The 24,087-nt window shown below is 43.1% G+C and carries 34 protein-coding genes; 33 read left to right on the top strand and 1 reads right to left on the bottom strand.

Going from position 1 to position 24,087, the window contains the following annotated elements:
• The first annotated feature begins 152 nt into the window (after positions 1-152).
• The 21 genes from B5E64_RS07810 to B5E64_RS07720 all read left to right on the top strand — a co-directional run bounded on the left by B5E64_RS07810 (position 153) and on the right by B5E64_RS07720 (position 13,229).
• Entirely contained in the window at positions 153-563 is a 411-nt protein-coding gene (locus B5E64_RS07810) for a TIGR04076 family protein (RefSeq protein ID WP_087167971.1), read from the top strand.
• Positions 564-583: 20 nt separating this feature from the next.
• Positions 584-1,225: an HD domain-containing protein gene (locus B5E64_RS07805; protein WP_087167970.1), complete on the top strand. Its 642-nt coding sequence runs from the start codon at positions 584-586 to the stop codon at positions 1,223-1,225.
• 37 nt (positions 1,226-1,262) lie between these two features.
• A complete protein-coding gene (locus B5E64_RS07800; protein WP_087167969.1) occupies positions 1,263-1,655 on the top strand; it encodes a DUF2500 domain-containing protein in 393 nt (130 codons plus the stop codon).
• Between the two features lie 34 nt (positions 1,656-1,689).
• Positions 1,690-1,881: a hypothetical protein gene (locus B5E64_RS17835; RefSeq protein ID WP_140398847.1), complete on the top strand. Its 192-nt coding sequence runs from the start codon at positions 1,690-1,692 to the stop codon at positions 1,879-1,881.
• A 25-nt stretch (positions 1,882-1,906) separates the two neighbouring features.
• Entirely contained in the window at positions 1,907-2,488 is a 582-nt protein-coding gene (locus B5E64_RS07795; RefSeq protein WP_242960123.1) for an AAA family ATPase, read from the top strand.
• Positions 2,466-2,927, top strand: a complete 462-nt coding sequence (locus B5E64_RS07790; RefSeq protein ID WP_087167967.1) for a GNAT family N-acetyltransferase — start codon at positions 2,466-2,468, stop codon at positions 2,925-2,927. The genes B5E64_RS07795 and B5E64_RS07790 overlap by 23 nt, the downstream gene beginning before the upstream one ends.
• Positions 2,928-2,948: 21 nt before the next feature.
• Positions 2,949-3,467: a GNAT family N-acetyltransferase gene (locus B5E64_RS07785; RefSeq protein ID WP_087167966.1), complete on the top strand. Its 519-nt coding sequence runs from the start codon at positions 2,949-2,951 to the stop codon at positions 3,465-3,467.
• A 6-nt stretch (positions 3,468-3,473) separates the two neighbouring features.
• Entirely contained in the window at positions 3,474-3,860 is a 387-nt protein-coding gene (locus B5E64_RS07780) for an SdpI family protein (RefSeq protein WP_087167965.1), read from the top strand.
• A 2-nt stretch (positions 3,861-3,862) separates the two neighbouring features.
• The gene (locus tag B5E64_RS07775) at positions 3,863-4,282 is read left to right on the top strand and encodes a GNAT family N-acetyltransferase (RefSeq protein WP_087167964.1); all 420 of its coding nucleotides are present in this window, start codon (positions 3,863-3,865) and stop codon (positions 4,280-4,282) included.
• A 35-nt stretch (positions 4,283-4,317) separates the two neighbouring features.
• Positions 4,318-4,878 (top strand): serine/threonine-protein kinase, encoded by a 561-nt coding sequence (locus B5E64_RS07770; protein WP_087167963.1) that lies wholly within the window; start codon positions 4,318-4,320, stop codon positions 4,876-4,878.
• Between the two features lie 13 nt (positions 4,879-4,891).
• Entirely contained in the window at positions 4,892-5,311 is a 420-nt protein-coding gene (locus B5E64_RS07765; RefSeq protein WP_087167962.1) for a hypothetical protein, read from the top strand.
• The gene (locus tag B5E64_RS18030) at positions 5,299-5,457 is read left to right on the top strand and encodes a hypothetical protein (RefSeq protein ID WP_162610160.1); all 159 of its coding nucleotides are present in this window, start codon (positions 5,299-5,301) and stop codon (positions 5,455-5,457) included. The genes B5E64_RS07765 and B5E64_RS18030 overlap by 13 nt, the downstream gene beginning before the upstream one ends.
• 68 nt (positions 5,458-5,525) lie before the next feature.
• Positions 5,526-5,825 (top strand): hypothetical protein, encoded by a 300-nt coding sequence (locus B5E64_RS07760; RefSeq protein WP_242960122.1) that lies wholly within the window; start codon positions 5,526-5,528, stop codon positions 5,823-5,825.
• A 177-nt stretch (positions 5,826-6,002) separates the two neighbouring features.
• On the top strand, positions 6,003-7,439 hold the full coding sequence (locus B5E64_RS07755) for an FAD-dependent oxidoreductase (protein WP_087167960.1): 1,437 nt from the start codon (positions 6,003-6,005) through the stop codon (positions 7,437-7,439).
• On the top strand, positions 7,432-7,674 hold the full coding sequence (locus B5E64_RS07750; protein WP_087167959.1) for a hypothetical protein: 243 nt from the start codon (positions 7,432-7,434) through the stop codon (positions 7,672-7,674). Before B5E64_RS07755 ends, B5E64_RS07750 begins: the two co-directional genes overlap by 8 nt.
• A 175-nt stretch (positions 7,675-7,849) precedes the next feature.
• Positions 7,850-8,218, top strand: coding sequence for a nucleotidyltransferase domain-containing protein (locus tag B5E64_RS07745; protein WP_087167958.1), 369 nt, complete (start codon positions 7,850-7,852; stop codon positions 8,216-8,218).
• 301 nt (positions 8,219-8,519) lie between these two features.
• Positions 8,520-8,888: a hypothetical protein gene (locus B5E64_RS07740; protein ID WP_140398846.1), complete on the top strand. Its 369-nt coding sequence runs from the start codon at positions 8,520-8,522 to the stop codon at positions 8,886-8,888.
• A 61-nt stretch (positions 8,889-8,949) separates the two neighbouring features.
• On the top strand, positions 8,950-9,891 hold the full coding sequence (locus B5E64_RS07735; protein ID WP_087167956.1) for a hypothetical protein: 942 nt from the start codon (positions 8,950-8,952) through the stop codon (positions 9,889-9,891).
• 53 nt (positions 9,892-9,944) lie between these two features.
• Complete coding sequence (locus B5E64_RS07730; protein ID WP_087167955.1) at positions 9,945-11,294, top strand: MATE family efflux transporter; 1,350 nt, start codon at positions 9,945-9,947, stop codon at positions 11,292-11,294.
• 43 nt (positions 11,295-11,337) lie between these two features.
• Positions 11,338-12,201, top strand: a complete 864-nt coding sequence (locus B5E64_RS07725; RefSeq protein ID WP_087167954.1) for an AAA family ATPase — start codon at positions 11,338-11,340, stop codon at positions 12,199-12,201.
• A gap of 14 nt (positions 12,202-12,215) precedes the next feature.
• Positions 12,216-13,229: an aldo/keto reductase gene (locus tag B5E64_RS07720; RefSeq protein WP_087168060.1), complete on the top strand. Its 1,014-nt coding sequence runs from the start codon at positions 12,216-12,218 to the stop codon at positions 13,227-13,229.
• A gap of 76 nt (positions 13,230-13,305) precedes the next feature.
• Here B5E64_RS07720 and B5E64_RS07715 read toward each other — a convergent pair whose 3' ends face one another.
• Entirely contained in the window at positions 13,306-14,856 is a 1,551-nt protein-coding gene (locus B5E64_RS07715; RefSeq protein WP_087167953.1) for an L-glutamate gamma-semialdehyde dehydrogenase, read from the bottom strand.
• A gap of 275 nt (positions 14,857-15,131) precedes the next feature.
• On the opposite strand from B5E64_RS07715, the gene B5E64_RS07710 reads away from it, so the two are divergent.
• From B5E64_RS07710 to B5E64_RS07655, 12 genes are all read left to right on the top strand, one after another.
• Positions 15,132-15,962, top strand: a complete 831-nt coding sequence (locus B5E64_RS07710; protein ID WP_087167952.1) for an ROK family protein — start codon at positions 15,132-15,134, stop codon at positions 15,960-15,962.
• 95 nt (positions 15,963-16,057) lie between these two features.
• On the top strand, positions 16,058-16,660 hold the full coding sequence (locus B5E64_RS07705) for a flavin reductase (RefSeq protein WP_087167951.1): 603 nt from the start codon (positions 16,058-16,060) through the stop codon (positions 16,658-16,660).
• Positions 16,661-16,764: 104 nt separating this feature from the next.
• Positions 16,765-17,217 carry a MarR family transcriptional regulator gene (locus B5E64_RS07700; RefSeq protein WP_087167950.1) on the top strand — a complete coding sequence of 151 codons (453 nt, stop codon included), beginning with the start codon at positions 16,765-16,767 and terminating at the stop codon, positions 17,215-17,217.
• Positions 17,210-18,571, top strand: a complete 1,362-nt coding sequence (locus tag B5E64_RS07695) for an MATE family efflux transporter (RefSeq protein ID WP_087167949.1) — start codon at positions 17,210-17,212, stop codon at positions 18,569-18,571. Before B5E64_RS07700 ends, B5E64_RS07695 begins: the two co-directional genes overlap by 8 nt.
• 109 nt (positions 18,572-18,680) lie before the next feature.
• Positions 18,681-19,559, top strand: coding sequence for a LysR family transcriptional regulator (locus tag B5E64_RS07690; RefSeq protein WP_162610161.1), 879 nt, complete (start codon positions 18,681-18,683; stop codon positions 19,557-19,559).
• Positions 19,560-19,662: 103 nt separating this feature from the next.
• The gene (locus B5E64_RS07685; RefSeq protein ID WP_087167947.1) at positions 19,663-20,604 is read left to right on the top strand and encodes an NmrA family NAD(P)-binding protein; all 942 of its coding nucleotides are present in this window, start codon (positions 19,663-19,665) and stop codon (positions 20,602-20,604) included.
• A gap of 180 nt (positions 20,605-20,784) precedes the next feature.
• Positions 20,785-21,285: a GNAT family N-acetyltransferase gene (locus tag B5E64_RS07680; RefSeq protein ID WP_087167946.1), complete on the top strand. Its 501-nt coding sequence runs from the start codon at positions 20,785-20,787 to the stop codon at positions 21,283-21,285.
• Complete coding sequence (locus B5E64_RS07675; protein WP_087167945.1) at positions 21,278-21,655, top strand: DUF5655 domain-containing protein; 378 nt, start codon at positions 21,278-21,280, stop codon at positions 21,653-21,655. Before B5E64_RS07680 ends, B5E64_RS07675 begins: the two co-directional genes overlap by 8 nt.
• Before the next feature lie 5 nt (positions 21,656-21,660).
• Positions 21,661-21,873, top strand: a complete 213-nt coding sequence (locus B5E64_RS07670) for a hypothetical protein (protein WP_087167944.1) — start codon at positions 21,661-21,663, stop codon at positions 21,871-21,873.
• A 50-nt stretch (positions 21,874-21,923) separates the two neighbouring features.
• Positions 21,924-22,517, top strand: a complete 594-nt coding sequence (locus B5E64_RS07665; RefSeq protein WP_087167943.1) for an HD domain-containing protein — start codon at positions 21,924-21,926, stop codon at positions 22,515-22,517.
• Between the two features lie 26 nt (positions 22,518-22,543).
• Complete coding sequence (locus B5E64_RS07660) at positions 22,544-23,086, top strand: GNAT family N-acetyltransferase (RefSeq protein ID WP_087167942.1); 543 nt, start codon at positions 22,544-22,546, stop codon at positions 23,084-23,086.
• A gap of 75 nt (positions 23,087-23,161) precedes the next feature.
• Positions 23,162-23,917, top strand: a complete 756-nt coding sequence (locus tag B5E64_RS07655) for a hypothetical protein (protein WP_087167941.1) — start codon at positions 23,162-23,164, stop codon at positions 23,915-23,917.
• The last annotated feature ends 170 nt before the right edge of the window (positions 23,918-24,087 follow it).

Genomic DNA, 24,087 nt, shown 5'->3' with positions numbered 1-24,087 from the left:
GAATAGAAACATTATAAGGGAGCGGACAGTCTGGTCTGCTCTCTTGCTTTCTGTTGTAAAAAGAGGATGTTTATCTGCATGATGGATGGTATAATAGTGAATATAAATCAGAAAAGGAAATCCAAATTTATAAAGAACAGGAGATAAAAGCGATGCAGCATGAATGTAAAATTACAGTATTAGAAACAAAAGTATTCCCTGAGTATCAGGAGAAGTATCTTGCTGATCCGAAATCAGGCCCTTGCCCGTTTTTCAAGAAAGGGGATACTTTTGTTTTAAAAAGAACAAATGAACAGGATGATTTTTACCATTTGATGAATGGAAAATTCTGTGGTGAAGCGTGGGATGCGATCAGCAGATATGTCTATACCGCATTACAGGGAGGCTCCATCATGCACAACTGGACAAATGATGACAGAATGATGATTGCCTGCTGTAACGACGGTACAAGACCGGTGATCTTCAAGATTGAAAGAATTGACATTCCGGAAACGGAAGAAGAAAAGGAATGGCTTGAAAAACAGAATTTCAAAAATGATGCCAGCGATGCCTACACAGGCTGATTGAAAAAGGAGGCCCGCTTATGGAAGAGGCTGTGATTCAGAAAGCAATTCAGTATATCAAAGAATATTTTGCTGATGACTACAGCGGACATGATTACTGGCATTCGTTCAGGGTCTATAAACTGGCAGAAGAAATTGCTAGGAAAGAGCATGCGAATCTTGTTGTTGTCCGCCTCGCGGCACTTTTGCATGATGTAGATGACAGAAAAATTTCTCCCGATACTTATGAAGGAAAGGAAAACGCAGTTTCTTTTATGAAACAATGCGGCATAGATGACAGAATTATTTCTGATGTCTGTACCATCATTGAAGATGTTTCTTATGAGGGAAATTCCATGACACCACAGAGTTTGGAAGGAAAGTGTGTGCAAGATGCAGACAGAATTGATGCTATCGGGGCAATCGGTATTGCACGTGCCTTTTCCTATGGCGGAAATCATAATAGAGCCATTTATGATCCTGAGATAGAACCGTCTCTGAATATGACAAGAGACGAATACAGAAAGCATATCTCAACAACCATAAACCATTTTTATGAGAAGCTTTTTCGCTTAAAAGAGCTTTTGAATACCTCGACTGCAAAAGAAATTGCAGAGCACCGGGACAGGTTTATGCATGAGTATGTAGATGAATTCCTCCTTGAGTGGGTGGGAAAACGGTAACAGGGAAAAGTTTATTTATACAGAAAGAGGGAAGAAGATGTATACAGAATTTGATACAGCATATGGATTATTTGAAGGCATGTTTGCTATTGTTTTTATTCTGGTGATTGGATCATTTGTTGTCATGGCAGTAAAAGGACTCAGCACCTGGAATAAAAATAACAACTCTCCCAGACTGACAGTGTCGGCTGTTGTGGTCGCAAAACGTTCTGATGTGTCTTATCATCATCATGCAAATGTAAACCATACCGCTCATGTTGCTTCCAACACGATCTATTACGTCACTTTTCAAGTGGAGAGCGGAGACAGAATGGAGTTTTCGGTCAGCGGAAGCGAATATGGAATGCTGGTGGAAGGGGATCAGGGAAAGCTCTCTTTTCAGGGAACAAGATATCTATCTTTCCAAAGAGAAGGACAGCAGGAAGAATAATAAAAAATAGAACTGGAAGAAAAGATGCGGAACAGTGGCAGAAGTGAAGGAGGGAAAATCTGTGAAGAATAAAAAATCCGATGATAATAAAGAGAATAATAAACTCGCCATTGGACTTTGCCTTGGACTTTCATTTGGCCTGTTATTCGACAATCTGGCACTAGGGTTATGCCTGGGTGTAGCGTTTGGATGTATGCCGGATTTCAACGGAAAAGGGAAGAAATAGATGAACTGAAAGGCGGATTATTATTATGCATGGAATGATTATTCTTGGCCCCGCAGGATCGGGGAAAACGACGTTGGGCAAGTTTGTTGCCGACAAAATGGAGATTGCTTTTTTGGATATTGATGAATATATTTGGCGGAATGATACGGAAAAGCCATATTCGGTCATGTATTCAAAAGAGGAAAAAATCCGTAATCTTATGGAAGCGGTACAAAAAGCGAAGGAATTTGTTATGGCCGGTTCCATGAACAGTTTTCATGAGTACTTCGATCCCATGTTTCTTCTGGCAGTTTACCTGACCGCAGATGCAAAAGTCCGTGTAAAACGTATTCATGAAAGAGAACAAGAAGAGTTTGGAGAGCGGATTCTGCCTGGCGGAGATATGTATGAGGAACATCAGCAGTTTCTGAATGATGCATCAAATTATGACGGGAATGCGGCATCCTGTAACAAAAGCCAGCATGAGTTATGGTTGAATCAGATAGGGTGCCCGGTGCTGAAACTCAATGGAGAAGATTCACTGGAAAAGAATGCAAAAGTAATTATAGAAACATATTGGCGTATATCTTCGGAGGGAAAAATTGATGCAGATCAGAATTGCAAATGAAAATGACGTGGAGTCATTAAGGAGGCTGTACCGGGAACTGGAGGCTGACGGGGTAAAGTATCAGCCGGAACATTTTGTTGTTGGATATCGGAGTGATGAATTTTTTCAAGAGATTTTCGAGAGCGGGAATCAGGATATTCTTGTGGCAGAAGAAGAGGGAGCAGTGATTGGATTTTCTCATGTCATGATTCTGAAACAGAAAGAAGTGGCGTGTTTAAGGCCGCAGACAGTTGTATACATACAGGACCTGGATGTCATGGAGAGTGAGAGAAGCAGGGGAATTGGAACACTTCTTATGAATGCAAGTAAGGAGTATGGGAAAAAGTACGGTGCAGATTTTATCAGAACACAGGTTTTCCCTCAAAATACAGATGGAATCCGGTTTTATGAACGGAACGGCTTTCGTGAGATGATGAAAACGATCGAGTGTCAGTTTTAATAAGTAGTTTGGAGAGGGAAGATGGAAAGAGAATTTTTCATGAAGACAAAGAGAATCGGCTTTTCAGAATGGAAAGAGGAACATATCGAACTGGCGAAACTGTTATGGGGTGACCCTACGGTGACAAGGTTTATCTGTGCCAGCGGGATATTTCGTCAGGAGGAAATAGAAAACCGCCTGAAGAGTGAGATAGAACGTAACAGTATCTACCATGTTCAGTATTGGCCAATCTTTGAACTCGCATCGAAGGAACTGATTGGATGTTGCGGTTTGAGGCCCTATAAGGAAAAGACATATGAAATTGGCTTCCATTTACGTCCAAAGTTCTGGGGGCAGGGGTTTGCAGCCGAAGCGGCGATGGCAGTGATGGAGTATGCGTGTACCAGACTTGGAGCGGAAAGATTGTTTGCAGGACATCATCCGGATAACAAAGCCTCCCAAAAAGTTCTTGGAAAACTTGGCTTTCAATATACCGGGGATGAATTTTATGAACCAACCGGATTATATCATCCTTCTTATGAATGGAAACGAAAGGAATAAAGTTGTATGGGATTCTGGATTTTTATGTTTCTGATGACTCTGTGGATACCTCTTACCATGATTGGGTTTGGAAGATATTTTCAGAAAAAGGCGCCGAAAGAGATCAATGCGGCGTTTGGCTATCGTACAAAGCGGTCTATGAAAAACAGAGATACATGGACATTTGCCCACAACTATTTTGGAAAACTCTGGTATATTTGCGGAAGTATATTACTGCTACCTTCCATTCTTGTCATGCTGTTCGTAATTGGAAAATCAGAAGATACAATTGGAACAGCCGGAGGGATTCTCTGTGTGATCCAGATGATTTTTCTGGTGGAACCGATCTGGCCGACGGAAAGGGCGCTGAAGAATATGTTTGATAAGAACGGGAACAGAAAGCAGGAGGGATAAGGATGGTGAAAATCAGATACGCGGAATACTCCGATAAAGAATATTGGTTTAGTGTTGACCAGCATATGCCGGAATCGGAATTTGAATATAAAGTGCAGACAAAGAGGGCCTATATTCTATACTTGAACGATAAACCGACCGGACTTTTAAGATATAATCTGTTCTGGGACAATACGCCGTTTTGTACGCTTCTTTTTATCGAAGAAGAATATCAGAGAAAAGGATATGGAAAACAGCTGATGGAGTACTGGGAGCAGGATATGAAACGGCAGGGATATGGCATGCTGCTTACATCTACACAGGTGGACGAAACGGCACAGCACTTTTACCGGAAACTTGGATACAAAGACTGTGGAGGGTTTGTGATTGATATTCCTGCTTATGCACAGCCGATGGAGCTGTTTCTGCTCAAGGAAATTTAGACAGGATGGGCCCCTAAAAAGGAGAGCAAAAGTGTATGGACAAAATACTGGATGTAAATGAAAAAACATATGAAGTGATCAAACTTCTGGGAAAAGGTAAAGGCGGATATTCCTACCTGGCATCAGACGGGAAACAGGAAGTAGTGGTAAAACAGATTCATCATGAGCCGTGTTCCTATTATAGGTTTGGCGATAAACTGGAAGCGGAGATTAGGGACTATAAGCGGTTGAAGGAAATTGGAATAACGATTCCTGAAATGCTGGATGTTGACAGAGAGAAAGAGAGAATTGTAAAAGAATATATTGCCGGAGATACAGTATTTGAAATGGTGCGAAAAGACTGTCTGCCAGACACTTGTCTGGAACAGGTGAAAAAGATGTGCGGGCTTCTCTATAAAAAAGAAACCAATATTGATTATTTCCCGACTAATTTTATCCTGCAGGATGGGATTCTGTACTATGTAGATTACGAATGTAATGCCTATATGGAAGAGTGGAACTTTGAAAACTGGGAAATCAGGTACTGGTCAAAAACACCGGAATTTATCAGGTATGTAGAAGAACAGGAAAAAGTGACCGCTAAGCAGGCAAACTGAAAGGAGAAAGACAATGCTATTTAAGAGAAAAAGATTTGGGATTGTTTTTTTGATCCTGTTGCTTTTGCAGGGATGCAGTAACGGAGGGGATGTAAGTAAAGTACAGATTGATTATGGACAATCTTCGATATATTCGCGGGAAGATATGGATTCTGCAATTCAAAAAATAAAAGAAGAATTCAAAACCTGGAAAGGAGCAAAGCTTCTTTCGGTGTCATATACGGATGATAAACGGGCAGAAGAAGAACTTTCTTATTGTAATGAATTAAAAGATGGTGCGGATTTTAGTGAGTGTATTGTTTTTGAATCTGTTTTTCATTCCCCAAAGAAAGATAGTGGTGCATGGAATCCGGATCAGGATTATACAGGATGGCAATGGTATCTGGCAAGAAGTGGAAAGGAAGACTGGGAATTACTCACATGGGGATACTGATCAATTATATGGCACATGTGAATGGCGGAAAAAGTAAGTCAGATGAAATGAGTATAGATGGAGGCATTTTATGTGTTCAATTTGTGGTTTGGACTGTTGCAAGGAATGCAGCAGAAGAGAAGAATGTGGCGGATGCCAAAAAGTAGACGGACATCCTTTTGGCGGAACATGCATTGCTGCTGAATGTATTAAACGTGGTGGACAGGAAGAGTTTTTGAAGTTAAAAGATACACTGATCTCGGAATTCCATGCATTAGGAATAGAGGGGCTTGAAGTAAAAGAGCTTCATTTATTGAATGGCTTTTTTGTGAATTTGGAATACCCGCTCGCAAATGGTCAGTCTGTAAAATTGCTTGAAGATAAGAAAATCTATTTGGGAAATCAGATCGAAAGGCCTGGTTCGGACCGCTGCTATGGAATTGTCGCGGATGAATCTTATCTGCTTGTATGTGAATACGGCTGCAATGGTACAGATCCTGAAATTATCATATATAAAAAGCGCAATACTGTGTGATGCTTTTGGAATGAATAGTGGGAAATAGGATGGAAAGAGAACATGGATGCAGGATGATATCTGTACCATGTTCTTTTTTGTTCTTAAGCCGGAATTTCTGGTAGGAAAAATAAAGAACAAGTATGAAATCTTTTCCTCCTGGAAATCTTATGAGTAAAAGGATTCAGGAGGCGAATGATGGAATCGATATGGACTCAGACCTGTAATCATCGAGAAAAAAGGCCGGCTTTGGACAGGCAGATAGAGACGGATGTGGCTGTAATCGGCGGAGGAATGGCGGGGATTCTGACTGCATGGCAGCTGGAACAGGCCGGAGTCCGTACCGTTGTTCTGGAGGCAGATCAGATCGGTCAGGGACAGACGAAAAATACCACTGCTAAAATTACGGTTCAGCATGGATTGTTCTGTCATACATTTCTTGAGAAAAAAGGAGAAGAGACAGCCAGAAACTATGTGCAGGCCAATCAGGAGGCGGTGAAAGAGTACAAAAGAATCATAAAGGAAGAAGGAATTAACTGCGACCTGACAGAAGCAGATTCATTTGTTTATTCCTCGGACAGAGAAAAATTAAGACAGGAAACGAAAGCGGCGCAGAGACTGGGAATCCGTGCAGATCTAAAAGAACAGATCGAAATTCCCGTCCCTTGCGCAGGGGCAGTCTGTTTTCCAAACCAGGCGGAATTTCATCCATTAAAATTCCTTTATGCACTGGCAGATACACTGAAAGTGTACGAAGACTCTCAGGTAAAAGAAGTGGAAGACCATCTGGTGAAAACCTCCCTTGGGAGCGTGAAAGCAGATTACATCGTTTTTGCTGCACATTTTCCATTCATTAATTTCCCGGGTATGTATTTTACAAGAATGCATCAGGAGCGCTCCTATGTACTTGCGCTGGAGAATACCGGAAGAATAGAGGGAATGTACATTGGGGACGGAGAAGAGAAGCTTTCATTCCGGCAGTATGATCGTTATCTTCTGCTTGGCGGACAGGGGCACCGGACCGGAGAAAATAAAAGTGGAGGATGCTATCAAAAGCTGAAAGAAGCCGCGCAGGCATATTACCCGGACAGCCGCGTGGCGGCCTGCTGGTCTGCTCAGGATTGTATTACGGCGGACAGTATTCCGTTTATCGGAGCGTATGCGTCTGACAGACCCGGATGGCTTGTGGCATCTGGATTTCAGAAATGGGGTATGAGCTCGTCGATGGTATCGGCAATGCTTCTTCGGGACAAGATCTGTAACATCGAAAATCCGTATGCTGAAACCTTTGTGTCATCGAGATTTTCGACAGAAGAGATCCCGCAGATAGCAAGAGACAGCGGACATGCAGTGAAAGGATTGGCAAAACGCTTTTTTCACGTGCCGGAAGAGACTGCAAATATGCTGGAGAGAGGACACGGGGCTGTAGTAGAGACATCTCAAGGGAAGATGGGAGTGTACAAATCAGAAGAAGGAGAACTGTTCAAGGTAGATATTGTCTGTCCGCACCTGGGATGTGAATTGACGTGGAATCCGGATGAACAGTCCTGGGACTGCCCGTGCCACGGTTCCAGGTTTGATGTTAGAGGAAATCTGTTAGACGGGCCGGCGCAGGAGGGAATTCAATATGAATAATTATTTTTACGGATGGTATTTTCGGTGTCAGGGAGAAGACGGGAGCATGGCTGTCATTCCGGCTGTGCATTTGTCAGAAACAGAGGAATCCTGTTCGATTCAGGTTATTACAAAAAACGGAAGCTATTACAGAACATTTCCGATTCAGGAGTTTCGAATCAACAGGGAAAAAGGGAGCATGAAGATTGGAGAAAACCTGTTTTCCAGAAAAGGAATCCGAATTGTGCGGCAATAGAATTTGGAAGAATATGAGAGCTTGAGAAGAAAATTATTTTATAGTCATTAAGGAACGCTTCGTCGGGGCGTTCCTTTTGTGCTTTTGATTTGGCAAAAAGAAATGACAGTCCGAAGCCTGGATGATATAATATTAGAAACGTCAGTTGATAGTATGATGGATCGGAGGTTGTTTTTTGAAACAGGTAAAAGTATACAAAAAAGAATATGAAAAACTTCCAGTAAGGTTTCAAAAGAAACTGGAAAGCGACCTGAACTACCTGATAAATGCGGAAATCCCAGGATTGAAAAAAATATATCTTTTTGGAAGCTGCGCCAGAGGGGAAGTTCGAAGTAGCAGTGATATCGACCTCCTGATTGTAACGAAAACTCAGCTCATGGACAGGTCATTGAAGGCAGATGTTCGATGGACATTAGACGAGGACTTGGATGGTGTAAGGACGGATGTGCTGTTTACTTATGAAGAAGGATGTCTGTCCAGTCAGGTTTTTCAAAGAGAAGTAGAGAAAGATAAAAAATTAATTTTGGAGGTGATAGAAAGATAAAAAATACCTATATAGATATTGCAGAAAATGATTTGCAATATCTGGAATCTGTACTGAAAACAGGGAGTACAGTGAATAAATTAAAAAATCTTGAACTTTAAATCCGGTAGGAAAGCAGGGAGGAGAGATGAAGACCAAAAGAAGAAAAAATGTGGTAATTCTGAGCGGAGCGGACGGACCTACAAGTATCTTCCTTGCAGAAAAAAGAAAAAGGCTGTCGTTGATAGAATGGTTCAGAGACTGGCGAAATCAAAGAAAGCAGAAAAAGATCAAAAAAACAATTACGGTAAATCCGCATAGCATGGAAGAAGTGATACGATATGCCAAGGCAAAGTATCATGCAGTGGAGTTAACCTCTGATGCAAGGAATTTTATAGAGGTACGCAGGTCGCACAAAGAAGGACTTGTATTTCTGAAAAGACCCGATCCAGAGGATGAACTACCGATGGATTTCCATTTATATAAAATACGGAAGGGAAATGAAGAAATTGAAATGGCGGTTGATTTTTATTGGAATATCCTGAACATTTCTCATCAGGGTAACCGGAAAACATGGAAACAGGGAGAGGAGATCGTCAAAGACCTTTACAGGTATTATAGTGTTACCAGAAAAGATGTGGAAGAGAACTCTGAGCGATATAAAAATCTGGTGAGAATATTAAGCGAATGAATTTCCGGGCTTAGCAGTAGAAACAGAAAACAGAGGAAAGAGAAGTAAAGGAGGGAAAAGTATGAACTATTATGACGAGGAACTTCAGCGTCTCCAGCAGGAGATGATGGAAAAAGAAAGAGCAGATGCAAAGCTGGCGGATCTTTATATCCAGCAGAATGAGCTGGAGAAGAAGGCGGCAGATCTAAAGAAGATCATGGAAGATGAGCAGGAGGATGTGGACCGGCTGAACCGAAAAAGTCTTACTGCGTTTTTATACCGGGCATCCGGAAAGATGGGAGAAAAGCTTTCGAAGGAAGAAGAGGAGGCCTTTGCGGCTGCTGTAAAATACGATGCTGCCGCAAAGGAGCTGCAGGCTGTCGAAGAAGATATTGCATATTATGAAAAACAGGCATCAGGTCTTCCGGACTGCAAGCTCCAATACGAAAGGATGCTTGAGGCGAAAAAGGAAGAGATCAAAGAATCGGGCAATATAGAAGCTGAGAAAATCCTGGAAATGGAAAGACAGATTGCCGCTATAGAAAATCGCAGAAAAGAAGTGAAGGAAGCGATCAGCGCCGGGGAAAGAGCACGTTCCATTGCAGAAGAGACGCTGGAAGGTCTGCAAAGTGCTAAAAACTGGGGAATGGTGGATCTCATCGGCGGTGGTATTATGTCGGATGTTATCAAATATGATAAACTGAAATCGGTAAAGGACAGAACAAGTGCGCTCCAAATGGCATTGCGTACGTTCCGGACAGAACTTTCAGATGTTTCAAGCCGGATTGAAGGGCCGATTCAGGTAGAGGTTGGAGAGTTCCTTCATTTTGCAGACTACTTTTTCGACGGGATTTTTACAGACTGGATGGTCTATGACAAGATCAAAGTGTCAAAGGAACGGGCTGAGCAGACATACAGCCAGATACAGGGTATTTTGGAACAGCTAAGGAAGATGCAGGAACAGCTTCATACGGAAGAGGAACAGAAAAGAAGAGAACTTGAGCAGATTGTACTGAAAGGATAAGGACTGTGAAAACTGGTCAGAGTAGAGAAAATCAGAGGAGGTAAGAAGACAGCATGAACCAGAACACAGCGGTATTGGAGTCAATGCCGGTTGCACAGGCAGTGAGAAAGCAGATCGTACCGGCAATCGCAAGCCAGATGATCGCGTTAATCTACAATCTTGCGGACACATATTTTGTAGGGATGCTGAATGATCCCAATGAGACAGCAGCCATCACGATTGTGTATTCATCTTTCGTGATGCTGACTGCTATTTCAAATCTGTTTGGAGTGGGAGGTGCAAGTGCCCTTTCAAGAGCGCTTGGCGGGAAAAAGACGGAGGATGCCAGAAGGATTGCGTCAATTTCCTTTTGGGGAGGACTGGGATGCGGTATCTTGTTTGCGATTGTATTTTTGATTTTGGCCCGTCCGGTCCTGTTTCTCTGCGGAGCAACCCGGGCAACATATGAGACTGCATTTGCCTATGCTAGATGGGTTGTTGTGATTGGAGGACCTTGGACGATTTTAAATACACTGCTGGCGAATCTGGTACGTGCGGAGGGAAGTGCAGCGCAGGCTGCCATCGGCGTATCCATGGGAGGAATTTTGAATATCATTCTGGATCCTTTTTTTGTACTTCCGGGATTCCTTTCCATGGGAGCAGCAGGAGCGGGGCTTGCCACGGCTGTCTCTAATGTGGCGGCAACGATTTATTTTCTCGTCTATATTGCAAGGAACAAAGGAAAATCTGTGATCAGCATTTCACCGGCGGAACTTCGATACTGGCGACAGTTCCTTGGGCCGATACTGGCAACAGGATTCCCGTCGGCTGTGCAGTATGCCCTGACGGTGGTTGCCATTGCGGCACAGTCCCGGTTTGTGGCACAGTACACCACGGAAGCGGTGGCAGGACTTGGAATAGTCAAGAAACTGGATCAGCTTCCTTTATATTTCTCGATCGGAGTGTCAAACGGGATTCTTCCGCTTCTGGCATACAATTATTCGGCAGGCAATCAGGAGCGAAGAAGGGGTGTATTTCGGCTGGGAAGTACAATTTCTCTTGCCTTTTCGCTTCTGTGCCTGGTTGTTTACGAGATTTTTGCACCGCAGCTTTCGGGTCTGTTTATCAAGGATCCGGTTACAATTCAGTACAGCGCAGGATTTTTACGCAGAATGGTGACTGCCATGCCGATGATGTCGGTCTGCTATCCAATGATTATCCAGTTTCAGGCGATGGGAAAATTCAAGGAGTCTATGGTCTGCTCCATTTTGAGAAAAGGAGTTCTGGATATTCCGCTTCTGTTTTTGATGAATGCGCTTTTGGGGCTGAATGGATGTATGTGGGTTCAGCCGATTGTGGATACTATCTCCCTGATTGTCGCAGGCAGATTTTATAGAAAATTGAGAAAGACAGAAGGAATTTGATGGGCCAAATGAGTGAAAAAGATATGGAAAGGCGGGAAGGATAATGATCTATCTGGAGTGGTTTACATTTCCGGACAGTGAAAAGGAATTTGACTTTTTTCTGAAGCAGAAACGTACCTGTTATGATTCCTACTATCCGTTTCAGATTTTGTCCAGGCATCATTTCCGGAGAATTGATTTTGCACCGGTTACCATTCTCTATGGAGGAAACGGGAGCGGAAAAACGACAGCTATCAATGTCATTGCGGAAAAACTGAATCTGGAGAGGGATTCGGTCTTTAATAAATCCAGTTTTTTTGGAGACTATCTGGATTTCTGTGATTATGATACACAGATACCGGTTCCGAAGGGAAGCCGGATCATTACAAGTGACGATGTATTTGACTATATGCTCAATATCCGGAGTATGAACGAGGGAATCGACCGGAAGAAGGAAGAGTTGTTTGAAGATTATCTGGATGTGAAATATTCTCATTTCCGGATGAATTCACTGGATGATTATGAGCAGCTGAAACGGGTGAATAAAGCAAGAAGCAAAACCCAGTCCCGGTTTGTAAGGTCGGAGCTGATGGACAATATCCGGGAGTATTCCAACGGAGAGAGTGCTTTTTTGTATTTTTCAGAGAAGATTACGGAAAATGCACTGTTTTTGCTGGATGAGCCGGAGAACAGTCTGTCACCGGTCAAACAGCAGGAACTGGTGCAGTTTCTTGAAAATGCGGTACGTTTTTTCGGATGTCAGTTTGTGATTTCTACGCACTCACCATTTTTACTGTCCATGAAGGGGGCCAGAATCTATGACCTGGATGAGGATCCCGTGGATGTGAAAAAATGGACGCAGCTGGAAAATGTGAGGGCGTATTATCAGTTTTTTAAAGAGCATGAAGATGAGTTTACAGCATGGTAAAAGGAGGAAGAAACATGGAACGTGTAGTATTAGGGAAGACAGGCCTGAAAGTCAACAAAAATGGATTTGGCGCGCTGCCGATTCAGCGGATTTCCAAAGAGGACGCAGTTGTTTTACTGCAGAAGGCATTCCAGAATGGCATCAACTATTTTGACACAGCAAGGGCTTATTCCGACAGTGAGGAAAAGATGGGAGCAGCACTTCATGAGGTGCGGGATCAGATCATTATCAGTACCAAAACGGCGGCTCAGAATGGGGAGGACTTCTGGAAGGATCTGGAAATGAGTCTGGAAAAGCTCCAGACCGACTATATTGATCTGTACCAGTTCCACAATCCGTCATTCTGCCCGAAGCCGGGGGATGGTTCCGGCCTTTATGAGGCGGCACTGGAGGCAAAGGAACAGGGAAAGATCCGGCATATCGGAATTACCAACCACCGGATCGCTGTGGCAAAAGAAGCGGTTCTGTCCGGTCTTTATGAGACGCTGCAGTTTCCATTTTCTTATCTTGCATCTGAGGAAGAGGTGGAACTTGTAGAACTTTGCCGTCAGAAAGAAGTCGGATTTATCGCGATGAAAGGACTTGCCGGAGGCCTGATCCACAATTCTGCTTCTGCTTATGCATTTATGTGCCAGCCGCAGTTTGCCCATGTAGAGCCGATCTGGGGGATCCAAAGAGAATGGGAACTGGATGAATTCCTTTCCTATCAGGAACAGGCTCCGGAATTAAATGAAGCGCTTCTGGCGGAAATACAGAAAGATAAAGATCAGCTGGCGGGAGAGTTCTGTCGCGGATGCGGTTACTGTATGCCGTGTCCGGCAGGAATCGAGATCAATAACTGCGCAAGAATGAGTCTGATGTTAAGACGTGCGCCACAGGAAGCGTGGCTGTCTGAGGAGTGGCAGGAAAAGATGAAAAAGATCGAGAACTGTCTCCACTGCGGCAGCTGTATGAAGAAGTGTCCGTACGGTCTGAATACACCGGAGCTTTTGAAACGGAACTATGAAGACTACAAAACATTTTTATAAAAATACATAGAATGACAAAACGCAGATATGGCAGGAAAATCTAATTTTCCTGCCATATGTCTGTCTTGATATGAATTTAATATGTCAGATCCTCGCATACGGATTTCAGATTCAGGAAGTTGGTGAGGTAATCTCTGGTTCCTGTTTTTGCGTCCGTACCGGACATATTGAAGCCGCCGAATGGATGCTGCAGAACAACAGCTCCGGTGGACTTTCTGTTGAAGTAGAGATTTCCAACATGGAATTCTACTTTTGCTTTCTGGATATGTTCTCTGTCCTCTGTATATACCGATCCGGTCAGACCATACTCGGTTCCGTTTGCAACTTCCAGTGCTTCGTCAAAGGAATCCACACGGATCACAGCAAGTACCGGTCCGAAGATTTCTTCTTTTGCGATGACAGCGTCTTTTGTAATGTCACGGACAACGGTTGGTTCGATGTAAAAGCCTTTGGAATCGTCATAATTTCCGCCAAAGACAATCGTGCCTTCCTTGCGTGCTGTTTCGATGTAGCCGGAGATCCGGTCAAATGCGTTCTGGTTGATGACCGGGCCCATCGGAAGATCATCACGTCCGCTTCCCTGATTTTCTTTGAGTTCTTTTGCGCAGGCAACGATTTCTTCTACAAATGCATCATATACATCGCTTAATACGACTGCTCTGGAGCATGCGGAGCATTTCTGTCCCTGGAAAGAGAATGCTGAATTTGCGATTCCGGCAGCGGCACGTTTCAGGTCTGCGGAAGAATCTACGATAATCGCATTCTTTCCACCCATTTCTGCTACGACACGTTTGATCCAGATCTGGCCTTCGGAAACTTCTGCTGCCTTCTGGCTGATGCGCAGTCCCACTTCTTTCGAACCGGTAAAGTTTACGAAGCGTGTCAGCGGATGCTGTACAATATAATCCCCGATGACGGAACCGGATCCAGGAATGAAATTGATAACGCCGTCCGGGAAACCTGCTTTTTCGCAGAGTTCTACGAATTTATAAGCTACGATCGGTGTGTCGGAAGACGGCTTGCAAACAATAGTGTTGCCTGTGATGACGGCAGAAACAACCATGCCTGCAAGAAGAGAAAGCGGGAAGTTCCACGGTGGAACAGCTACACCGACTCCGATCGGAATGTAGATGCATTTACATTCTTCTTCTGTGTCTACCAGTTCCAGGCCTTTATCAAGCTCACGCATATGCATGATGTAGGAGTTGAAAAAGTCCAGAGCTTCACAGAGCTCTCCATCTGCTTCGCCCCAGTTTTTGCCGCTTTCTTCAATGCTCCAGGCATCGATGAGAAAACGGTTTTTCTTCATGAGGTCCACCAGTCTGCGAACACAGCAGATCCGTTCCTCGGCAGGAGTTCTGCTCCATGTCTGAAATGCTTTATGTGCTGTCTGAATCGCTTTATCTGCAAGCTCCTGATCACAGGAACTGACCTGTCCGAGGACTTCTTTCGTTGATGGCGCGATAGAAACAATCTTTTTGTCTGTCATAATGCGTTCGCCGCCGATAATCAAAGGATAATCCTGGCCTTTTTCTTTATCTACCTGTTCAAATGCTTTGAGCATTGCTTCTTTGTTTTCTGGAATCGAAAAATCCAATTCTGGTGAATTCTTAAATCCTTTTAACATGCATATACCTCCTGTTTTGTATATTTTTACACTACAACAAATATATTATCATTTTCGATTTCGCGCGTCAATGTTTTAATTTGACGAAAACTGATAAAAAGGGGAAAAAAGACGATTGATGAAGGAAGACACATTTGAAAAAACGTAGAAAAAGAGCATAAATATGCAAATAAAAAGGGGAAACTCAAAAGTTGAAAAGAAACGTTGCGGATAGATAAGAAAACGAAAATGTGGTACAATTTAACCATAAAAGTAAGGAAACAAGGGAGGAAAGAATGAAAAATTTACTGGTATGTATTGATATTGGAGGAACTTCCATGAAAGCTGGAGTCTGTGATATGGAAGGAAGGATTACAGGTCAGGAAATTCTCCCGATTCATCAGGAGTTTGCAGCATTGATGAAGGAAATTCAGGCATTTGTTAAAAAGTCGGAAAGGAAAGGCAGGATTCTGGGAATTGCAGTGAGTGCCCCGGGAGCAGTTGATGTATCAACAGGAGTGATTGGAGGAAAAAGTGCGGTTTCAGGTATTCACGGGCCAGCCTGGATTGAGGAACTTCAGAAATGCTTCGGACTGCCGGCAAGTATTGAAAATGATGCAAATTGTGCCGCTATGGCCGAAGTAACTTTTGGAAACGGGAGAGGATGTAAAAATCTGGCTTTTGTAGTATGCGGTACGGGGATTGGCGGAGCAGTCGTGATAGATGGAAAAATCTGTCATGGTTCACATTTGTATGGCGGGGAATTTGGTTGTATGGTGATGAGAGATGACGAGGGAAAGCTTAGTACGTTTTCTTTACAGGCTTCTACAATGTCACTTGTGCGAAGAGTCCGGAAGGTTTATCCAGATCAGGAATGGGATGGAAGACGGGTGTTTGAGGAAGCGGAAAAGAATGATTCCGTCTGCCGGGCTGCCGTTTCCTGCTTTTACAGAAAGCTTGCCGAAGGAATTTATAATATTCAGCATGTTTATGATCCTGAGAGAATTTTGCTGGCGGAGGAATCAGTAGCCGCGAAAACTTTTCGGATGAAGTGCAGAAATATCTTCAGGATCTTGCGAAGGAGGTGGAAAAAGCTGCAGGGACAAAAGTTATTGTTCCGGATGTAAGAGTATGCAGTTATCGGAAAGATGCCAATCTGGCCGGAGCTGCAGCAGTATTTATGCAGAAGTACCCGGAAACTGCCGGGAGATAAGGAGGAAAAATGGATAAAAAGGCAATGTATCGATTAAGCTATGGACTCTTTGTTGTAACTGCAAAGGAGGGGGAAAAGGATAATGGATGTATTACCAATACGGTAATGCAGGTGACCTCATCACCAAATAGAATTTCTCTCGCAGTGAACAAGGAAAACTACACACATGATATGATTCTTCATACAGGAAAATTTAGTGTTTCCGTGATTTCTGAACAGGCTTCATTTGATCTGTTCCGGCATTTTGGGTTTCAAAGTGGAAAAGACAAGGATAAATTCGAAGATTTTCAAAATGTTCAACGGAAAGAAAATGGACTGTATGTGATTACCGAAGGAACGAATGCATGGCTTTCAGCTAAAGTAATTCAGTCGATAGATCTGGGATCGCATACGCTTTTTCTTGCAGAGGTGGAAGATGGCGAAGTAATATCGGAAAGCCCGTCTGCAACCTATGCATATTATCAAAATGTGATAAAACCAAAAACGGAAACAACAAAAAAGACCGGATGGAGATGCCGGATATGCGGATATATTTATGAAGGAGAGGAACTTCCGGCAGATTTTATCTGTCCGATTTGCAAGCATGGGGCGGAAGATTTTGAAAAAATCTGACAGAGTCTGTTGACAAATGAAATTACCGTACTATAATAGTTCACTAAGAAACGGTTTCTTAGTGAACTATTATTTTCGCTAAAAATGAACCGGGAGGTGAAATCATGTATAAATTCGGAGAACTATGGAACGGACTTCGAAGTATGTTGCGGCTATATGAAAAAATGATGAAAAATGTATGCAGAAAATATGGCTTATCGATGGTAGAGGTAGATATTATAGCTTTTCTGAAAAATCATCCCATGAAAGATACGGCGGCGGATATTGTAGAATTCAGGATGCTTTCTAAAGCAGCTGTTTCAAAAGGAGCGGAACTTTTGATTCAAAAAGGGCTTCTGGAACGAAATCCGGATCAAAAAGACAGGCGGAAAGTACATCTGATTTTAACAGAAGATGCGCAGCCGATTATGTATGATGTTCAACAAGTGCAGGAGTCCTATGCGGCTCAACTGTTGGATGGATTTTCAGAAGAAGAATATGAAACTTATATTCACCTGAAAGGGCGTATTCTTGAAAATGTGAAAATCGGAGAAGAAAGAGGGTATGACCATGAATGACGAGAAAGAATTTCTAGGCAGGGAACCGGTCGGGAAGCTTCTGTTAAGACTGGCACTTCCCACGGTTGCTGCCCAGCTGATCAATATGCTTTACAATATCGTAGACCGAATGTACATCGGACATATTCCGGAGATCGGAGCGACAGCTCTGACGGGAGTCGGGGTATGCATGCCGCTGATTCTGATTGTGTCTGCTTTTGCGGCACTTGTAGGTTACGGCGGTGCTCCCAGAGCATCTATCGCAATGGGAAGAAAAGATAATGAAGCAGCAGAAAAGATCCTGGGAAACTGCTTTACGCTTCAGATTATTATTTCCATTATCCTGACAGTGGTTCTTCTGATCTGGAACAGAGACTTCCTGATGGCATTCGGCGCAAGTGAGAATACGATTGACTATGGTGTAAGCTATATGAATATCTACGCACTTGGAACCCTGTTTGTAGAAGTAACACTGGGAATGAATTCCTTTATCACTGCTCAGGGATTTGCAAAGACGGGAATGCTTTCTGTACTGATCGGTGCAGTTACCAATATTATCCTGGATCCGGTCTTTATTTTCGGATTTAATATGGATGTCCGGGGAGCTGCCCTTGCGACAATTATTTCTCAGGCACTTTCCTGTATCTGGGTCGTACATTTCCTCTGCGGAAAGAAAACAACACTGAAAATCCGCCGGAAAAATATCGGCATACAGCCTAAAATTGTGCTTCCATGTCTTGCGCTTGGTACCTCGGTTTTCGTAATGCAGGCAAGTGAAAGTGTTATTTCTGTGTGCTTTAACTCTTCCCTCCAGAAATACGGAGGAGACATTGCAGTTGGAGCGATGACCATTCTGACCAGTGTTATGCAGTTTGCAATGCTCCCGCTTCAGGGTCTTGGACAGGGCGCACAGCCGATTATCAGTTATAACTACGGATCCAAAAACGTGAACAGGGTACGGGCAACGTATAAGCTGCTTCTGAAAGTCAGTCTGGCATATTCTGCGCTTTTGTGGCTTCTGATTATGCTGTTCCCGCAGGCATTTGCCGCAATGTTTACAACAGATCCGGAACTGATGGAATTTACAAAAACCGCACTTCGTATTTATATGGCGGCGACATTGATTTTCGGAATACAGATTGCATGTCAGATGACCTTTAATGCGCTGGGAAATGCAGTGGAATCTATCGTAGTTGCGGTAGTAAGAAAATTCATACTGCTGATTCCGCTGATCTATCTGATGCCGGTGCTTCTGTCATCCGATCCGGTAAAAGCAGTCTACATGGCAGAACCGATTGCCGATATCATTGCCGTTACATTTACAGCAATACTGTTTTACTTCCGATTTAAGAAGACACTCGCAAAATTACAATAAGCAACGAAAAGAATCCTGCAATGTCAGGGTTCTTTTGCTATACAGAAGTTTTACTTTCCAGTATAATAGATAGAAAAGCAGCAGAAGTGAATCAATGGGAGGAATAAGGATGCTGGATAAAAAAGTCAGGTTTTTCCTGAAAGTGGCAGATACGGGCTCTTTTTCCGCTGCGGCAAGAGCACTCTATATTACACAGCCGACTTTGTCAAAACAAATGACAAGGCTGGAAGAAGAGATCGGAGTGCGGTTGTTTGACCGGAGCGGATACCGGGCGGAACTGACAGAGGAGGGGAAGATTTTTTATCAGGAGTGTGTCAAGCTGGAGAGAAAATGCCAGTCGGTGATCCGGCAGCTTCATGAGAGAGCTGGAAGCACGATAAGAGTAGGGTTTACCGGTTCCTTCGAAAACAGGGAGATTCTGACACTGCTGAATCATTTCAAACAGAAGGAACAGGTTTCCGTTACGTTCGTAAAAAATAGTTTTGAGGAGTGCCTCACAGATCTTCTGGAGGACAGGGTGGATGTAAGCTTTGGTATTGAATCCACTTACAAATTTTCCAGTGAGATTGAGTATGAGTTCCTTCATTCATATGAGATGTGTGTAATTACCTCCTTTGATCATCCCTTGGCAAAAAGGAAAGAGATTGATGTAAAGGAAATCCGGAACGAGAATTTGATCTGTCTGTCCCGAAAATTTGGAAAAGGATTTTACCGGGATTTTATGGAATCGTTTGAACGGGACAGAATCAGTCCGAATGTTCGAAAAGAAGTAGATACACTGGATGAACTGATTTTTAATGTTTCTGTAGGTGAGGGAATTGCCATTGTTTCCAAAAATGTGGTTCGCGAAGAAGAGGTTAGAATTCTCGATCTAAAAAACAGTCATCATTCCAGCAACTATGTGATTGCCTATAAGAAAGAATTGAAAAATCTTGAGATTCAGAAATTGATACAAGAAACACTTTCCTATTTTCACTCCATAACTTAAAGTTATGGAAAAAGAGTACTTTTTCGTCAGTTTCTTTTGTTGTTTTTTAACATATAATAAAACCAGAAAGAAGCAAAGAGAAACCAGATGGAGGAGGACGAACATGAAGAAAATTTTGTTAAACGGAGTGGATGGAAATTTTGGTGCAAGAGCGGCGAAAGTGCTGCTTGAAAGATGGCCTCATGAAGATCTGATCTTTACTGCTCCGACACAGAAAGGGCTGGAGCAGTACAAAGAGATGGGGATTGAGACAAGAATCGCAGATTTTAACAGCGAAAATTTGTCAGACGCCTTTTGGGGCGCGGATACGATGATTTTAATCTCCATGCCGTTTGTCGGACCAAAAAGAAGAGCTGCTCAGAAAACGGCGCTGGACGCAGCGGTAAAGGCAGGGGTTAACCGTCTTGTTTATACGTCGATCGTTGGTGCAGGAGAAAAAGATATTGATACATATGAAGTCAATGACCATGTATGGTTTGAAGCATATGTAAAAGAACAGCCGATCCATTACCTGTTCCTGCGGGACTCCCAGTATGCGGAGGCGATGGTTTCCAATTATGTGAACGCATATGAAAATACAGACAATGTTCTTGCCAATAATATGGGCGATGGAAAGATGGCGTTCATTTCCAGAGATGACTGTGCTCTTGCGGCAGCATGTGCAGCAATGAGCGACTGGCAGGATCGTGTTATCGATGTCAACGGACCGGAGATGCTGTCCATTGGAGAATATATTGCTATCGCCAACGAAGTGACCGGTCATGATGTAAAATATGTCTATATCAGCGATGAAGAGCAGTATGCGTTTTTCGATTCCATCGGTGTTCCAAGAACAACGGAAGAAATGTGGGAACAGACGGCAAGCAACTTCCCATTCTGCTCAGACGGAATGGTGACATTTGGAAGAGCAATCCGTTTGGGACAGATGTCTACCTTCACGAATGATTTTGAAACACTTACCGGGCAGAAGCCAATGACAGTAAGGGAGATGTTTGAAGATATGGAACATCATTTGATTGGCACACAAACTTCAACAGATGATTAAAAATGAATTGAAAGAAAAAGCATGGAAGGCCTAAGGCTTTCTGTGCTTTTTTTCGTGTATGGAAAGTGAATACATGCATGCTAAAAGAAAAGATAGCTGGTAGCAGATCAGTTCTTTTTCATATACAGAAAACAAAAATTGGATTATAATATAGAGAAACGGAAGAGGGGAAGGAAAAGAATGGAATTGCCAGTCAAGCTGAAAGAAAAAGGATTTGATATTTGTAAAGTAGAAACAGAAGATTTAGTGGATTTTATCAGAGTTGAGAGAGAGTCACACTACCAGTATGTAGCGATGCACAAAGACTTTTTTGGCGAATGGAATGAAACGATTTTGCAAAATTCATTTATAGATAAAATGCATACGAAATATTTCAAAAAATTAGAGTGGAATGGGGAAAATATCGGGTTTTTAGGATATGATTTGAAGGAACATATGATAGACAATGTATTTATTCGAATCATTCCAAAAGCGCAGAAAAACGGGATTGGCACATGGTTCTTAAATGAGTTGAAAGAATTATCGGAACAAATGTCAATGCCAGTATTTCTAACCGTAATTCAAACAAATCCGGCAAAGTATGTTTATCAGAAAACGGGATTTCAGTGTTATAAAAAACAAGATGTATTTGAATTTTATAGATATGATCCTTTAGGCGGGAGGAGAGAAAAACATGAATGATGCAGAACTTTTGTTTTTTGAGAAATATCCGAATGCGCTTCCATTATATGAGAAACTCAAAGAACGGATTCTGGATGAAATTCCGGGTGTGCAGATGAAAGTGCAAAAGACACAGATTTCTTTTATTAATAAGCACTTTTTTGCTTGTGTTTCGTTTGTAAAAGTGCGAAAGGTAAAGGACAGGCCGGATCCATGGCTTGTTGTGACTTTTGGTCTGGAGTACAAAGTGGAGTCGTCAAGAATTGATGCAGCTACGGAACCATATCCGAACAGATGGACACATCATGTGCTGATTTCCAGTGTGGAGGAAGTGGATGACGAATTAATGGACTGGATAAAGGAAGCCAGCGATTTTGCATTACGAAAGTAAAGGGGGTGTATTCGCATGGTAAAACCGGAAAAAGGGAAGCCGGTGTCAATCCGGAAGATAATTCGATTCATAAGGCGAATCCATGCCCGATGTGCGCCAGAAGTATCATTCAGGCAGGGATGCGGAATGTCATTATGAGAACCGGAGAAGGACCGGAGCAATATACGATTGTTCCGGCAAAGGAGTTAAAATGGTATCTGGACGATAGTAATGTTTAATTTGAAATTTAGAATATAATAAGTCAGAAAGTAAAAGGGAGGAAAAAGAAATGGAAAGCAATCTTACAAGAGAAGAAGCGTGGAATCTTTTAAAAACTTATAATCAGGAGGAGTTTCATCTCCGTCATGCGGTTACCGTGGAGACTGTTATGCGCTGGTATGCAGAGGAACTCGGATATGGAGAGGAGAAAGAATACTGGGGAATCGTCGGTCTGCTTCACGATATTGATTTTGAACAGTTTCCGGAAGAACACTGTAAGAAAGCGCCGGAACTTCTGGAAAAGGGAGGAGCAAGTAAGGAGCTGATTCATTCGGTCTGCTCCCACGGATATGGTGTGTGCAGTGATGTGGAGCCGGTGCATGAGATGGAAAAAGTGCTTTTTGCAGCAGATGAATTGACCGGACTGATTTGGGCGGCAGCTCTGATGCGTCCATCGAAAAGTGTGTCAGATATGGAAGTATCCAGTGTGAAGAAGAAATTTAAAGACAAACGGTTTGCGGCCGGATGCTCCAGAGAAATTATCCGGACAGGAGCAGAGCAGCTTGGATGGGAATTAAACGATCTGTTCGATAAAACACTTCGTGCCATGCAGGCTGGTGAGAAAGAGATCGAAGAAAAAATGGCGGAGATTTCCGCTTCTTAGACAGGAAAGGGAAGGAGCGTAGAAAAATGAGAGTTCCAGAAATGACAATTCGTGCAAAAGGGCAAGCGATTATTTTACGGACTGCCACGGAGCAGGATGCACAGATGCTGATTGACTATCTGAAAAAGACCTGTGCGGAAACCAGATTTCTTGCAAAAGAACCGGAGGAAATTCAGATGACAGTAGAGCAGGAAGAACAATTTATAAAAAGAACCAATGATTCCCAAACAGATCTGATGCTTCTTGCTTTTTTGAATGGAACCTATATAGGAAACTGCTCCTTTACCGGTGTATCGACATCCCGCTATCAGCACCGCGCAACGATGGGAATTGCGCTTTACCAGAAATACACAGGCATGGGAATCGGACGTGCCATGATCGAAAAACTTCTGGAGATTGCAAAGGAAAAAGGATACGAACAGATGGAACTGGAAGTAGTTGCTGACAATCAAAGAGCAATTCGTCTTTATGAAAGCATTGGCTTTCAGATGTACGGAAAGCTGCCTGATAATATGAAATATTTGGACGGAACCTATGCGGATGCATACTGGATGATGAAAAAATTATAATGAAGGAAAATAGACAGGTATCAAACAGTATGCTATACTTAATAACTAGTAGAGGGGGAGAAAGGGGAGAGAAAAATGGCATTAACACAGGAAGATTTACAAAGTATTCAAAACTTGATGTTTGGTATGGAAGACCGGCTTGTGGCTCGAATGGATGAGCAGAACCAGAATCTGGAAAGCCGGCTTGTGGCCCGAATGGATGAGCAGAACCAGAATCTGGAAAGCCGGCTTGTGGCCCGAATGGATGAGCAGAACCGGAATCTGGAAAGCCGGCTTGTGGCCCGAATGGATGAGCAGAACCGGAATCTGGAAGACCGGCTCGTGGCAAGAATGGACGAGCAGAATCGAAATCTGGAAGATCGACTCGTAGCAAGAATGGACGAGCAGAATCAGAAACTCAGAGACGAACTTGTAGTAAGAATGGATGAACAGAATCAAAAGCTTCGGGATGACCTGACAACCAGAATGGATGAACAGAATCAAAAGCTTCGGGATGACCTGACAATCAGAATGGATGAACAGAACCAAAAGCTTCGGGATGACCTGACAACCAGAATGGATGAACAGAACCAAAAGCTTCGGGATGACCTGATAGCCAGAATGGATATAAAGGGACGGGAGTTGGAAAATAGTATCCTGGAAGAGGTGGATCGTGTCCAGGAAATCAGTACGAAGCATTACAACCGTCTGGATATGAAGATCGACAATCTAACAAAATTAGTAAATGGAATTCAGATGGAGACGGGGACGATTCACCTTCTTGTAGAAAATGTATCTGATCTGCAGGAGAGGGTCGGAAAGCTTGAAAAGATCGTGTACCATACAGCATAAGGAACAAAGAGAAGAAGGGCATCAGCCTTTCTTCTCTTTTCGATGTGCGCCCGGCGGGCACACGTTCTAAGGGGTGAAAGTCCCTGACCCGCCCGGCAGTGGGAAGGGTGCAGCCAAAGGCAAGGGCGTCACCGTGAGGTGGGGTCTGAAGGAAGCCGGAGGCAAACCAC

This window comes from Drancourtella sp. An12 (assembly GCF_002160935.1).
GTDB lineage: Bacteria > Bacillota > Clostridia > Lachnospirales > Lachnospiraceae > Sellimonas > Sellimonas catena.
This window is presented reverse-complemented; position numbering and strand designations above follow the sequence as displayed.

Coding starts and splice junctions, on each gene's coding strand:
- B5E64_RS07665 (WP_087167943.1), top strand. CDS start 21,924: ATGGAAAGCAATCTTACAAGAGAAGAAGCGTGGAATCTTTTAAAAACT.
- B5E64_RS07790 (WP_087167967.1), top strand. CDS start 2,466: ATGCAGATCAGAATTGCAAATGAAAATGACGTGGAGTCATTAAGGAGG.
- B5E64_RS07680 (WP_087167946.1), top strand. CDS start 20,785: ATGGAATTGCCAGTCAAGCTGAAAGAAAAAGGATTTGATATTTGTAAA.
- B5E64_RS07755 (WP_087167960.1), top strand. CDS start 6,003: ATGGAATCGATATGGACTCAGACCTGTAATCATCGAGAAAAAAGGCCG.
- B5E64_RS07690 (WP_162610161.1), top strand. CDS start 18,681: ATGCTGGATAAAAAAGTCAGGTTTTTCCTGAAAGTGGCAGATACGGGC.
- B5E64_RS07705 (WP_087167951.1), top strand. CDS start 16,058: ATGGATAAAAAGGCAATGTATCGATTAAGCTATGGACTCTTTGTTGTA.
- B5E64_RS07675 (WP_087167945.1), top strand. CDS start 21,278: ATGAATGATGCAGAACTTTTGTTTTTTGAGAAATATCCGAATGCGCTT.
- B5E64_RS07750 (WP_087167959.1), top strand. CDS start 7,432: ATGAATAATTATTTTTACGGATGGTATTTTCGGTGTCAGGGAGAAGAC.
- B5E64_RS07720 (WP_087168060.1), top strand. CDS start 12,216: ATGGAACGTGTAGTATTAGGGAAGACAGGCCTGAAAGTCAACAAAAAT.
- B5E64_RS07715 (WP_087167953.1), bottom strand. CDS start 14,856: ATGTTAAAAGGATTTAAGAATTCACCAGAATTGGATTTTTCGATTCCA.
- B5E64_RS18030 (WP_162610160.1), top strand. CDS start 5,299: ATGGGGATACTGATCAATTATATGGCACATGTGAATGGCGGAAAAAGT.
- B5E64_RS07785 (WP_087167966.1), top strand. CDS start 2,949: ATGGAAAGAGAATTTTTCATGAAGACAAAGAGAATCGGCTTTTCAGAA.
- B5E64_RS07795 (WP_242960123.1), top strand. CDS start 1,907: ATGCATGGAATGATTATTCTTGGCCCCGCAGGATCGGGGAAAACGACG.
- B5E64_RS07685 (WP_087167947.1), top strand. CDS start 19,663: ATGAAGAAAATTTTGTTAAACGGAGTGGATGGAAATTTTGGTGCAAGA.
- B5E64_RS07780 (WP_087167965.1), top strand. CDS start 3,474: ATGGGATTCTGGATTTTTATGTTTCTGATGACTCTGTGGATACCTCTT.
- B5E64_RS07810 (WP_087167971.1), top strand. CDS start 153: ATGCAGCATGAATGTAAAATTACAGTATTAGAAACAAAAGTATTCCCT.
- B5E64_RS07800 (WP_087167969.1), top strand. CDS start 1,263: ATGTATACAGAATTTGATACAGCATATGGATTATTTGAAGGCATGTTT.
- B5E64_RS07770 (WP_087167963.1), top strand. CDS start 4,318: ATGGACAAAATACTGGATGTAAATGAAAAAACATATGAAGTGATCAAA.
- B5E64_RS07695 (WP_087167949.1), top strand. CDS start 17,210: ATGAATGACGAGAAAGAATTTCTAGGCAGGGAACCGGTCGGGAAGCTT.
- B5E64_RS07775 (WP_087167964.1), top strand. CDS start 3,863: ATGGTGAAAATCAGATACGCGGAATACTCCGATAAAGAATATTGGTTT.
- B5E64_RS07730 (WP_087167955.1), top strand. CDS start 9,945: ATGAACCAGAACACAGCGGTATTGGAGTCAATGCCGGTTGCACAGGCA.
- B5E64_RS07655 (WP_087167941.1), top strand. CDS start 23,162: ATGGCATTAACACAGGAAGATTTACAAAGTATTCAAAACTTGATGTTT.
- B5E64_RS07805 (WP_087167970.1), top strand. CDS start 584: ATGGAAGAGGCTGTGATTCAGAAAGCAATTCAGTATATCAAAGAATAT.
- B5E64_RS07725 (WP_087167954.1), top strand. CDS start 11,338: ATGATCTATCTGGAGTGGTTTACATTTCCGGACAGTGAAAAGGAATTT.
- B5E64_RS07735 (WP_087167956.1), top strand. CDS start 8,950: ATGAACTATTATGACGAGGAACTTCAGCGTCTCCAGCAGGAGATGATG.
- B5E64_RS07700 (WP_087167950.1), top strand. CDS start 16,765: ATGTATAAATTCGGAGAACTATGGAACGGACTTCGAAGTATGTTGCGG.
- B5E64_RS07660 (WP_087167942.1), top strand. CDS start 22,544: ATGAGAGTTCCAGAAATGACAATTCGTGCAAAAGGGCAAGCGATTATT.
- B5E64_RS07740 (WP_140398846.1), top strand. CDS start 8,520: ATGGAAGAAGTGATACGATATGCCAAGGCAAAGTATCATGCAGTGGAG.
- B5E64_RS07710 (WP_087167952.1), top strand. CDS start 15,132: ATGAAAAATTTACTGGTATGTATTGATATTGGAGGAACTTCCATGAAA.
- B5E64_RS07765 (WP_087167962.1), top strand. CDS start 4,892: ATGCTATTTAAGAGAAAAAGATTTGGGATTGTTTTTTTGATCCTGTTG.